The sequence below is a fragment of the Acidovorax sp. A1169 genome (assembly GCF_030704685.1).
In the GTDB taxonomy this organism is placed as follows: domain Bacteria; phylum Pseudomonadota; class Gammaproteobacteria; order Burkholderiales; family Burkholderiaceae_C; genus Acidovorax.
The window spans coordinates 115851-127050 of the sequence record NZ_JAUZDX010000019.1 but is presented as its reverse complement, the minus strand read 5'-3'; the positions used below and the strand labels follow the sequence as shown (position 1 = coordinate 127050).

10 protein-coding genes are annotated in these 11200 nt (G+C 67.9%); 7 read left to right on the top strand and 3 right to left on the bottom strand.

The genetic code is table 11. The features are described 5' to 3' along the window. Window positions 1–506 precede the first annotated feature (506 nt). From QYL93_RS25160 to QYL93_RS25140, 5 genes are all read left to right on the top strand, one after another. The gene (locus tag QYL93_RS25160) at window positions 507–1058 is read left to right on the top strand and encodes an MgtC/SapB family protein (RefSeq protein ID WP_305746225.1); all 552 of its coding nucleotides are present in this window, start codon (window positions 507–509) and stop codon (window positions 1056–1058) included. Between the two features lie 190 nt (window positions 1059–1248). Continuing rightward, window positions 1249–2181, top strand: a complete 933-nt coding sequence (locus QYL93_RS25155; RefSeq protein ID WP_305746224.1) for a DMT family transporter — start codon at window positions 1249–1251, stop codon at window positions 2179–2181. Window positions 2182–2286: 105 nt separating this feature from the next. After that, on the top strand, window positions 2287–2520 hold the full coding sequence (locus QYL93_RS25150) for a hypothetical protein (protein ID WP_305746223.1): 234 nt from the start codon (window positions 2287–2289) through the stop codon (window positions 2518–2520). Window positions 2521–2689: 169 nt separating this feature from the next. Beyond that, window positions 2690–3493 (top strand): class III extradiol ring-cleavage dioxygenase, encoded by an 804-nt coding sequence (locus QYL93_RS25145; protein WP_305746222.1) that lies wholly within the window; start codon window positions 2690–2692, stop codon window positions 3491–3493. Window positions 3494–3548: 55 nt separating this feature from the next. Continuing rightward, complete coding sequence (locus QYL93_RS25140; RefSeq protein ID WP_305746221.1) at window positions 3549–4091, top strand: DUF924 family protein; 543 nt, start codon at window positions 3549–3551, stop codon at window positions 4089–4091. 13 nt (window positions 4092–4104) lie between these two features. Here the strand turns inward: QYL93_RS25140 and QYL93_RS25135 are convergent, their stop codons facing one another. The 3 genes from QYL93_RS25135 to QYL93_RS25125 form a co-directional block, all read right to left on the bottom strand. Next, window positions 4105–4878 carry a fumarylacetoacetate hydrolase family protein gene (locus tag QYL93_RS25135; protein ID WP_305746220.1) on the bottom strand — a complete coding sequence of 258 codons (774 nt, stop codon included), beginning with the start codon at window positions 4876–4878 and terminating at the stop codon, window positions 4105–4107. A 6-nt stretch (window positions 4879–4884) separates the two neighbouring features. Beyond that, window positions 4885–5862 carry a tripartite tricarboxylate transporter substrate binding protein gene (locus QYL93_RS25130; RefSeq protein ID WP_305746219.1) on the bottom strand — a complete coding sequence of 326 codons (978 nt, stop codon included), beginning with the start codon at window positions 5860–5862 and terminating at the stop codon, window positions 4885–4887. 197 nt (window positions 5863–6059) lie between these two features. Next, on the bottom strand, window positions 6060–7301 hold the full coding sequence (locus QYL93_RS25125) for an alanine--glyoxylate aminotransferase family protein (RefSeq protein WP_305746218.1): 1242 nt from the start codon (window positions 7299–7301) through the stop codon (window positions 6060–6062). A 122-nt stretch (window positions 7302–7423) separates the two neighbouring features. On the opposite strand from QYL93_RS25125, the gene QYL93_RS25120 reads away from it, so the two are divergent. Then, window positions 7424–8122 (top strand): GntR family transcriptional regulator, encoded by a 699-nt coding sequence (locus QYL93_RS25120; protein WP_305746217.1) that lies wholly within the window; start codon window positions 7424–7426, stop codon window positions 8120–8122. 11 nt (window positions 8123–8133) lie between these two features. Next, window positions 8134–11178, top strand: a complete 3045-nt coding sequence (locus QYL93_RS25115; protein WP_305746216.1) for an FAD-binding and (Fe-S)-binding domain-containing protein — start codon at window positions 8134–8136, stop codon at window positions 11176–11178. The last annotated feature ends 22 nt before the right edge of the window (window positions 11179–11200 follow it).

Here is an 11200-nt window from a genome sequence, read left to right as displayed (position 1 = left end):
GTTTGGACCCCGCTCCCCACCCCTGCTGGCTGCGCCGAGAAGCGCAGGGCCTGGGGTGGGTGCGTGTGCCGCAGGACACACGCACTTCGTGATCTGGCTTGCCGCAGCTGTTTGAGCGGAGTTCGCAGAACGCAGCGAGTTCTGCGGCACCACCCCAGGCCCGAGCATCGCAGGTTGCCCCCGTTCGCCGACAGGGCGAACGGGGGACGCAGACTGGGGGTCGCCTTTTCTTGGCCCACCTTCTTTTGGCGACGCAAAAGAAGGTGGGTGCGCCGCCGGGCGCACACCCCGGCCTCCGCCCTCAACCAAGGCACGCAGCAACCATGAACGCACAACTCAGCGTCGGCCGCGTCCTACCCCCAGACTCGCATTCCGCTGCTAGCACCCGAAGCAACAAGCAAGCACATTGGCGCCAGTGCCCGCCGTGGGCACGGCACCCGGAGATGCCATGCGCGCCCCCATAACCACAACACACCACCACAACCCCCACCCACCAGGCCTTCGCCATGGCTGACCCCTCCCAAGCATGGTGGCAACAAATCGCCACCACCATCGCCTCCGAATTCTCCGACGTCCCCGACGCCGGCGAAGCCACCCGCATCGTTGTGCGGCTCATGGTGGCCGGTGTGCTGGGCGGCCTGCTCGGCTGGGAGCGCGAGCACGCGGGCAAGGCAGCCGGCATACGCACCCACATGCTGGTGGCGATGGGCGCGGCGCTTTTCGTGCTGGTCGCACAGCAGGTCGGCATCGGCCCGGCAGACAACAGCCGCGTGATCCAGGGCATCGTCGCCGGCGTCGGCTTTCTCGGCGCCGGCACCATCCTCAAGGGCGATGGCGATGGGGAGTCCCAGGTCCGGGGCCTGACCACCGCCGCCGGCATCTGGCTCACGGCCGCCATCGGCGTGGCCGCGGGCCTGGGGCGCGAGATGACAGCGGTGCTGAGCACCGTGCTGGCCCTGGCCGTGCTCTGGGCCATCCCGATGCTGCACGACGCGACACAGGGCCGTTCGCAGCGCGGTGGCAAAGAAAAGGAAAAGGAAACTACGAAGACTGATTGATCAGCCGGCAGGGCAAGCGTCTAGAGGCATGGGAATGCTGGCAGCCCACTGGCAGCAGGCCTGGGCTACACTTTTTGCAAAGCCCCGCACCGCGTTGGGGACCGCTCCCATTGCCCACGATTGATTGCCGCCATGACGCACTACCCCACCCCGGCTGCCCTTGCAGCCATTGCACCGCCAGGAGCCGCCGGTGGCTGAACCCACCGCCCAGGCCGCCACGCCCACCCAGTCCACCTCCGCCGCACCGCTCTCGGCCAACCTGCGAGGCATCATCGCCATGTGCCTGGCGGTGGGCTGCTTTTCGGTGATGGACGCACTGCTCAAGACCCTGTCGGGCAGCTACCCTGCCATGCAGGTCGCGTCCATGCGCGGGCTTGCTGCATTGCCCCTGGTGACGCTGTACGTGCTGTGGCGCGGCGAGGTGCGCGGCCTGCTCAAGGTGCGCTGGCCGCTGCACCTGCTGCGCGGCGCGATCAACATCACCATGCTGGCGTTGTTCGCCTTCGCATTGCGCGAGCTGGGCCTGGCCGAGGCCTACACGCTGTTCTTCATCGCTCCGCTGCTCATCACGGCCCTGTCCACCGTGGTGCTGGGCGAGAAGGTGCGCGGCGCGCACTGGGTGGCCATCGTGCTTGGCCTGGTGGGCGTGGTGGTGGCCCTGCGCCCGAGCCAGGAGGCCATGTTCTCCGTGGGCGCGCTGGCCGTGCTGGGCGCGGCCACGGGCTACGCCATATCGGCCATCGCCGGGCGCCTGCTCACGCGCACCGATTCGAGCGCCAGTCTGGTGTTCTGGACCACGGCCATGCTGGCCCTGGGCGCCACGGCCCTGGCCGTGCCGCAGTGGAAGGCGGTGGACGCATCGCACTGGCCGCTGGTGGCCGCCATGGGGGTCTCGGGCTTCCTCGGGCAACTGGCGATCACCGAGGCCTTCCGCCACGGACAGGCCTCGGTCGTCGCGCCGTTCGAGTACACCGCCCTGGCCTGGGGCATGGGCCTGGACTGGGTGCTGTGGCAGGCCGTGCCGGGTGCCTACACCCTGATCGGCGGGGCCATCATCATCGGCAGCGGGCTGTACCTGGTGCGCACGGAGCGAAATACGCAGCAGGCGGTACTGCCCCCTTGAGCCCCTGGCCCGCGCCCGCACGGCGCGTGGTCCCACAATGCGCGGGGGCGCGCAGCGCTGTAATGGGCAAATACCAATAGCGGCCATGCCGCACGAGGATTTGCCATGACACAACCCGCGCACACCCAGCAAGCCACCATCCACGGCCATGTGACCTACACCCCTGGCGATGGCGCGCCCATCGTCATCCCCGAAGGCCCGGTGGAATTGATCACCTCGCCCGACAGCACCACGCTGAGCTGGTCGGTGGAAGACGATATCGCGGGCTCTGCCGCCATCCCGAAAGACCAGTACAACCAGTACGTGCGCGACGGCAAGATCCGCCTGACGAAGCACTGACCAGAGCCGCCCCCCGCCCCAGCCCAGACAGCAAGGTGTGGAGCGGGCTTCGATTGTCCTGCGTGCCGAACAGTGTGTCCCGGCCGTGCCGGCTTGTGCGCCTCCTGATGGACCCTATATTCGATCCATCGCATCGGGGACCCCACTTCTCCCCGGGCCAAGGAGCTGCATGACCACCACCCCCACCTTTCCCACCTTCTTCGTCTCGCACGGCGGTGGCCCCTGGCCGTGGGTCGATGGCATGAAGCAGCTGTTCGCCAAGACGGCGCGCGAATTCGCCCAAATGCCGGGCCTGCTGCCCGGCAAGCCCAAGGCCGTGCTGGTCATCACCGGCCACTGGGAGGCGCAGGAGTTCACCGTCTCCACAGCAGAGCACCCGCCCATGGAGTACGACTACTCCGGCTTCCCTGAGCACACCTACCGCATCCAGTACAAGGCACCCGGATCGAAGGCGCTCGCATCTCGCGTCGGCGAGTTGCTGACCGACGCCAGCATCGGCTGGAAGGAAGATGCCCACCGCGGCTTCGACCACGGCACCTTCGTCCCCTTGAGCCTGATGTACCCCGAGGCCGACGTGCCGGTGGTCATGCTGTCGATGAAGTCCAGCTACGACCCGGCGGAGCACATCCGCCTCGGCCAGGCCATCGCACCCTTGCGCGACGAGGGCGTGCTCATCATGGGCAGCGGCCTCACGTACCACAACATGCGCGGCTTCGGCCGGCCGCAGTCCACGCCCGTGGCCGAGGCCTTCGAGGCCTTCCTGAACACCGCCATCACCGCCCCCAGCGCGACCCAGCGCAACGACATGCTGGTGCACTGGCAGGACGCGCCCGGCGCCCGCCTGGCCCACCCGCAGGAGGACCACCTGATCCCCCTGATGGTGGTGGCAGGCGCTGCGGGTGCTGACGTGGGCCACCGGGTCTTCGTCGACCATGCCATGGAGGTCGCCATGGCCTCCTACCAGTTCGGCTGACCGGCCCGCAAACCAGCACCTATGATGGCGGCCCCTATCCGCAGATCCATTGCCCATGCACCGCGAAGAAGACATTCTCCAATTCTGGTTCCAGGAACTCACGCCCCAGCAGCAGTTCGTGAAGGACGAGGGGCTCGACCAGACCATCACCACCCGCTTCGGCGCCACGCTGCAGGCCGCACGCCAATGCGAGCTGGCGCCCTGGCGCGCCACCCCGGAGGGGCGGCTGGCCGAGATCATCGTGCTCGACCAATTCTCGCGCAACATCCACCGCGACACCGCACTGGCGTTTGCGCAGGATGCGCAGGCCCTGACCCTGGCGCAGGAGCTGGTGGCCAGCGGACAGCACAAGGCCCTGCCCGTGGCGCAGCGCGCGTTTGCCTACATGCCCTACATGCACAGCGAGTCACTGGCCATCCACACCCAGGCCATGGAGCTGTTCGACCAGCCGGGGCTGGAAAACAACCTGGCCTTCGAGATCAGGCACCGCGAGATCATCGCGCGCTTTGGCCGCTACCCGCACCGCAATGCGGTGCTGGGGCGTACTTCCACCCCTGAGGAACTGGAGTTCCTCCAGCAGCCCGGCTCGTCGTTCTGACAGGGCCTAGCGGTCAGAGCTGCACGGCGGCGCTGCCCACGCCGTCGAATTCGACTTCCACCTTCTCGCCGCGCAAGGCCGGCAGCAACCCCACCCACGACCCGGTGGTCACCACCGTACCGGCCGCCACGGTCGCACCGTTGCGCGTGGCGTGCTGCAGCCAGGCGGGCAGCAGCCACACCGGGTCTGCCAGCGGGTGGGTGCCCGTGCGCAGCACCGGCTCGCGCGTGCCGATGCGGGCCACGCAGCGCTGGGCCGCCCAGTTGCGCGCGGCATACGGCACCCACTCGCCCAGCACCAGCGCGCCGTGCGACTGAAGGTCGGCCAGGCGCAGCAGGGCCGGTGCGGCGGCGCCCTCGGCCCAACGCGAATCCACGATCTCGATGGACACGGCCATGGCGTCGACGAACATGCCTGCGGTATCGGGCGTGAGCGCTGCCGCCTGAGCGGGCGACACGGCCTGGCCCAGGCGCAGCGCGATCTCCGCCTCGATGCCGATGGTGTGGAACGGCATGTCCGCATACTCCGCCGGGCTGCTGCGCACGCCCGCTGGCGGCAGCGGTGCATGCGTGAGTACCACCTGGCGGTTGGCCCCGCCTGACTTCCAGTGCCGCGCCGGCCCCGGCGGGAACCAGCCCATGGCATGCCCCACCGCTTCCTGCACGGCATAGGCCGCAGGCGCATCGGCAAGCGCCCCGCCCCAGGGCAAGGCGCTGATGGTGTGCCCAGCCTGCCATGCGGCCACCAGGGCCTGGGTCAATCCGGTCGTCGGGTCTTGCTCAGCCATCGTTGTTCAACTTTCTACCTTGACGTTGCCATCCTTCACCACCTTGCCCCACTTGGCGATTTCGGTGGCGATGAAGTCCTTGAATTTGTCGCGCGATCCACCGCCGTCCTCGGCACCGTAGGTGTCCAGGCGCTCCTGCACGTCGGGCATGGCCAGCACGGTGTTCACGTCGCGGTTGATCTTGTCGGCGATACCTGATGGTAGCTTGCCCGGCCCCGCCAGCCCGTACCAGGTGGTGGCCTCGAAGCCGTTGAAGCCCTGCTCCTGCATGGTCGGCACGCCGGGGTGGCCCTTGGCGCGCTTGGTGCGCGTCTGCGCCACGGCAGCCACCTTGCCGCTCTTGACGTGTGGGGTGGCGGCCGTCATCGTCTCGAAGCAGAACTGGATCTGGTTGCCCATCAGGTCGGCCAGCGCAGGCGCGCTGCCCTTGTAGGGCACATGCAGCGCATCCACACCCGCCTGCAGCTTGAACATCTCCAGCGCCAGGTGCTGAGCCGAACCCGGGCCGGCCGAGCCGAAGCTCACCTTGCCGGGGTCGGCCTTGCACAACGCCACGATCTCCTTGACGGTCAGGGCCTTCTGCCCCGGCCCCGCGATCAGCAGGTTGGGCGTGACGCCCACCATCACGATGGGCACGAAGTCGCGCTGCACGTCGTAGCGCAGCTTGGGCTGCAGGCTGGGCGCCAGCGCATGGCTGTTGATGTGCGCCATGAGCAGCGTACTGCCGTCGCTGGGTTGCTGCGACACGTACTCGGCCGCCAGCACGCCCGAGACACCCGCCTTGTTCTCCACGATGACCGACTGCTTCCACATAGTGGACAACTTGGTCGCCACCACGCGCGCCAGCGCATCGGTGCCACCCCCGGGCGGAAAGCCCACGATGATGCGCACCGGGCCGCTCGGCCACTCCTGCGCGAACAGGCGCGGCGCGCCAAGCGTGGCCGCCGCCGCGCCTGCGGTCTGGATCAGGGAACGTCTTTTCATCATCGCTTGTCTCCTTCGTGGCTCTGTGAGCCTGGTTTGAATGAACCCAGCAAGGCGCCGCATCAGGCACGCGCAACGCACCCGGCGGCAGAAAAACACGGTGTCTCCACGGCTCCAGGCCGCGCCGGGCACGGCGAAGGCCAGCGCACGCGCGCTGGCCTGGTGCCCCGATCAGAAAAAGGAGGAACGGGCGGCGTTCACGCCGCCTTTTTCAATGCCGCAGGCGCTGCATGGCTGGCGAAATAGTCCATGCTCGCCTGCACGCCGCTGCCGGCCAGGGCGATGCCCGAGAGCTTCATGCCCATCTCCACGCCCGCGACCATGGCAATGAGCGTGAGGTCGTTGCTGTCGCCCAGGTGGCCCATGCGGAACATGCGGCCTTTGAGCTTGCCCAGGCCCGTGCCCAGCGAGAGGTCGAAGCGCTGGTGGATCAGGCGGCGCAGGGCATCGGCGTCCACGCCCTCGGGCGTGATGACGCCCGTGAGCACCGGCGAGTACACGGCCGGGTCGGCGCACTGGATGGGCAGGCCCCAGGCGTTGACGGCGGCGCGCACGCCCGCACCCCAGCGCTGGTGGCGCGCGAAGACGTTGTCGAGCCCTTCCGCCAGCAGCATGTCCAGCGCTTCGGACAGGCCGTACAGCAGGTTGGTGTTGGGCGTGTAGGGCCAGTAGCCGTCCTTGTTCATCTCCACGATCTCGTCCCAGGCCCAGAAGGCTCGGGGCAGCGTAGCGGTCTTGGAGGCTTCGAGGGCGCGCGGCGACAGGGCGTTGAAGCTGATGCCCGGCGGCAGCATCAAGCCCTTTTGCGACCCGCTGATGGTCACGTCCACGCCCCACTCGTCGTGACGGAAGTCGGCGCTCGCCAGGCCCGAGATGCTGTCCACCATCAGCAATGCCGGGTGGCCTGCCGCGTCGATGGCCTTGCGCACCGAGGCAATGTCGGAGGTCACGCCCGTGGAGGTCTCGTTGTGCACCACGCACACGGCGCGGATTGTGCGTTCGGTGTCCTTGCGCAGGCGGGCCTCGATCAGGTCGGCCTGCACGCCGCGGCGCCAGCCGCCGGCCAGGGGCAGGTGCTCGTCCTTGCCTTCCCAGGTGAGGAACTCGGTGGAGATGCCAAGGCGCGTGGCCATCTTCTGCCACAGCGAGGCGAAGTGCCCGGTCTCAAACATCAGCACATGGTCGCCCGCACTCAGGGTGTTGCACAGGGCCGCCTCCCATGCGCCGGTGCCCGAAGCGGGGTAGATGGCCACCGGGTGGCGGGTCTGGAAGATCTTCTGGATGCCCGAGAGCACCTTCAGGCCAAGGCCCCCGAACTCGGGGCCCCGGTGGTCGATGGTGGGCAGGCTCATCGCCCGCAAAATGCGGTCTGGCACCGGGCTCGGGCCCGGGATCTGCAAAAAGTGGCGGCCGGTGGGATGAAAGTCGAGTTGAAGCATGGAGCATCCTTTCTGCTTTAAGTTTTGCATGCAAAAAACATGAATGCATGCGGGAATAACCGTTATTTCGGCCGTTGATACCGCCATTTTTTGCATGCAAAATTCAACCAAGAAAGCAATCCATGGCTGAAATCATTGAAATCTCCCGCCTCGCACTGCACGACCAGGTCGCTGCGCGGCTGCGCACCATGCTGGTGGAAGGCCATATCGCGCCCGGCGCCAAGCTCAATGAACGCGAGCTGAGCGAGCAACTGCGCGTGTCGCGCACCCCGCTGCGCGAGGCCATCAAACTGCTGGGTGCCGAGGGCCTGGTGGACCTGCTGCCCAACCGGGGCGCGGTGGCCGTCAAGCTCACCGAGGCGGACGTGATGAACACCTTCGAAGTGCTGGCCATGCTCGAAGGCATGTCGGGCGAACTGGCCGCGCAGCGCATCGGCGACGAAGAACTGGCCGAGCTGCGCGCTGTGCACTACGAAATGATGGCCTGCTTCGCGCGGCGCGACCTGTCGGGCTACTACCGCATCAACAACAACATCCACACCGCCATCAACGCGGCGGCGCGCAACCCGGTGCTCACGGCCACCTACAGCTCCATCAACGCCCGCGTGCAATCGCTGCGCTTTCGCACCAACCAGAACGAAGCCAAGTGGAAGCTGGCCGTGGCCGAGCACGAACAGATGATCGAAGCCCTGGCCGCCCATGACGCCGATGCCATGCGCAAGGTGCTGGTGGCGCACGTGCTGCGCAAGCGCGATACGGTGCTGGAGCTGCTGCGCGCTGGCGAGATCTACCCCAAGCCCACGCGAAAAGCCTCTACCTAGGACCCTGCCCCATGCGCATCGAACCCGCCAGCACCCTGCAGCCAGCCGGTACCACCCTGCCCCCCAACGAGACCTGCGAGGCGCTGGCGCGGCGCCTGTCACAAGAGACCGAGGGCGAGGTGCTGTTCGATGCCGGCTCGCGCGGGCGCTATGCGACCGATGCCTCCATCTACCAGATCATGCCGGCCGGCGTGCTGGTGCCGCGCACCGAGCGCGACATCGCCGTGGCCATCGACATTGCGCGCGACCTCAAGGTGCCCGTGCTGGCGCGCGGCGGCGGCACCAGCCAGTGCGGCCAGACCACGGGCGCGGCGCTGGTAATCGACAACACCAAGCACTTCCGCAAGGTGCTGGCACTGGACACAGAGGCCCGCACGGCCACGGTGGAGCCCGGCATCGTGCTCGACCACCTCAACGCGCAGCTCAAGCCGCACGGCCTGTGGTACCCGGTGGACGTATCGACCAGCGCCCAGGCCACGCTGGGCGGCATGGCGGGCAACAACTCCTGCGGCTCGCGTTCCATCGCCTACGGCAACATGGTCCACAACGTGCTGGGCGCGAGCGCCTGGCTGAGCGACGGCGAGCTGGTCGATTTCGGCCCGTTGGCCACGCTGGGCCCGCGCGCCACGGCCATTGCCCAGCATGTGCGCCAGTTGGCCGTGCAGCACCGCAGCGACATCGCCGAGCGCTGGCCCAAGGTGCTGCGCCGCGTGGCGGGCTACAACCTCGACATCTTCGACAACCAGAGCGAGAAGCCCTACACCGCCGACGGCAGCGTGAACCTGTCGCACCTGCTCATCGGCGCCGAGGGCACGCTGGCCTACACGCGCAGCCTCACGCTCAAGCTCAGCGAGCTGCCGCGCGCCAAGGTGCTGGGCATCATCAACTTCCCCACCTTCCATGCAGCGATGGATTCAGCGCAGCACATCGTCAAGCTCGGCCCCACGGCGGTGGAGCTGGTGGACCGCACGATGATCGAGCTGGCGCTGGCCAACCCGGCGTTTCGCCCCACGGTGGAGACGGCGCTCATCGGCAAGCCCGCCGCCATACTGCTGGTGGAGTTCTCGGGCGCCGACAAGGCCGCCCTGCTGCCGCAGCTGCGCCAGCTGGTGGAGCTGATGGGCGACCTGGGTCTGCCCGGCAGCGTGGTCGAGATGCCCGACGAGGCCCCGCAGAAGAACCTGTGGGAGGTGCGCAAGGCGGGCCTGAACATCATGATGAGCCTCAAGGGCGACGGCAAGCCCGTGAGCTTCATCGAGGACTGCGCCGTACCGCTCGAACACCTGGCCGAGTACACCGACGGCCTGACCGAGGTGTTCGCCCGCCACGGCAGCCGGGGCACCTGGTACGCCCACGCCTCGGTGGGCACACTGCATGTGCGCCCCATCCTCGACATGCGAACCGATGGTGCCGCCAAGATGCGCGCCATTGCCGAAGAGGCCAGCGCCCTGGTGCGCAAGTACAAGGGCGCCTTCAGCGGCGAGCACGGCGACGGCCTGTGCCGCGGCGAGTGGATCGAGTGGCAGTTCGGCCCTGCGATCAACGAGGCCTTCCGCGCCATCAAGAACAACCTGGACCCGATCGGCCTGTTCAACCCCGGCAAGATCATCGACCCGCCCAGGATGGACGACGGCGCGCTGTTCCGCTTTGCCCCGCCCACGGCACCAAAACCTTACAAGCGCATCCCGCTCACGCCCGTGCTCGACTGGTCAGCCTGGAACGTGCAGGCCGACCCCGTGACCGAGGTGACCACCGCCCCCGGTACCGGCGGCGACGTGACCGGCGGCTTTGCCAAGGCCGTGGAGATGTGCAACAACAACGGCCACTGCCGCAAGTTCGACGCCGGCACCATGTGCCCCAGCTACCGCGTGACGCGCGACGAGCAGCACCTCACGCGCGGCCGCGCCAACACCCTGCGCCTGGCCGTGTCGGGCCAGCTCGGTCCCGACGCCTTCACCAGCGAAGCCATGCACGACACCATGGACCTGTGCGTGGGCTGCAAGCGCTGCAAGCGCGACTGCCCCACGGGCGTGGACATGGCCAAGATGAAGGTCGAGTTCCTCGATCACTACAAGCGCCGCCACGGCCATACGCTCAAGGACCGGCTGGTGGCCCACCTGCCCGGCTATGCGCGCACCGCCAGCCACTTTGCCTGGCTGCTCAACCTGCGCAACACCGTGCCCGGCGCCGCCTGGCTGGGCGAGAAGCTGCTGGGCTTCTCGGCCAAGCGCTCACTGCCCGCCTGGCGCAGCGACACCTTCTGGCGCAGCCACGACAGGGCGCTGTTCAGCAGCAAAGATGACACCATCGCCGCCGCCCAGGCCGGCCGCAAGACCGCCGTGCTGTTTATCGATACCTTTAATGGCACCTTCGAGGCCGAGAACGCCCTGGCCGCCGCACGCGTGCTGCATGCCGCAGGCTACGTACTTCACACCGTGGAAAAGGCCGGCGGCCACCACTGCTGCGGCCGCACCTACCTGGCCACCGGCATGGTCGATGAAGCCAAGAAAAAGGCAGGCGCACTCATCGACGCCCTGCTGCCCCTGGCCCAGGCCGGCATCGCCATCGTGGGGCTGGAGCCCTCGTGCCTGCTCACCCTGCGCGACGAGGCCCTGGTGATGGGCCTGGGCGAGAAGGCCGTGACGGTCTCCCAGCAGGCCCTGTTTTTCGAAGAGTTCCTGGCCCGCGAAGCCAAGGCCGGGCGCTTTGCGCCATCCCTCAAGCCCGCAGGCAAGCCCATCCTGCTGCACGGTCACTGCCACCAGAAGGCCTTTGGCGCCGTGCCCCCCATCCTGGAGGTGCTGCGCCTGATCCCAGGCGCGGCGCCCGAGCTGATCGAAAGCTCCTGCTGCGGCATGGCCGGCAGCTTTGGGTATGAAGCCTCGCACTACGAGGTATCCATGCAAATGGCCGAGGCGGCGCTGCTGCCCGCGGTGCGCAAGAACCCCGATGCCATCGTGGTGGCGGACGGGACGAGTTGCCGGCACCAGATTGCGGATGGGGCGCAGCGGGAGGCAGTGCATGTGGCGCGGTTGCTGGATGGGTTGAAAGCCTGAGACGGAAAGAGGCATGGACTAG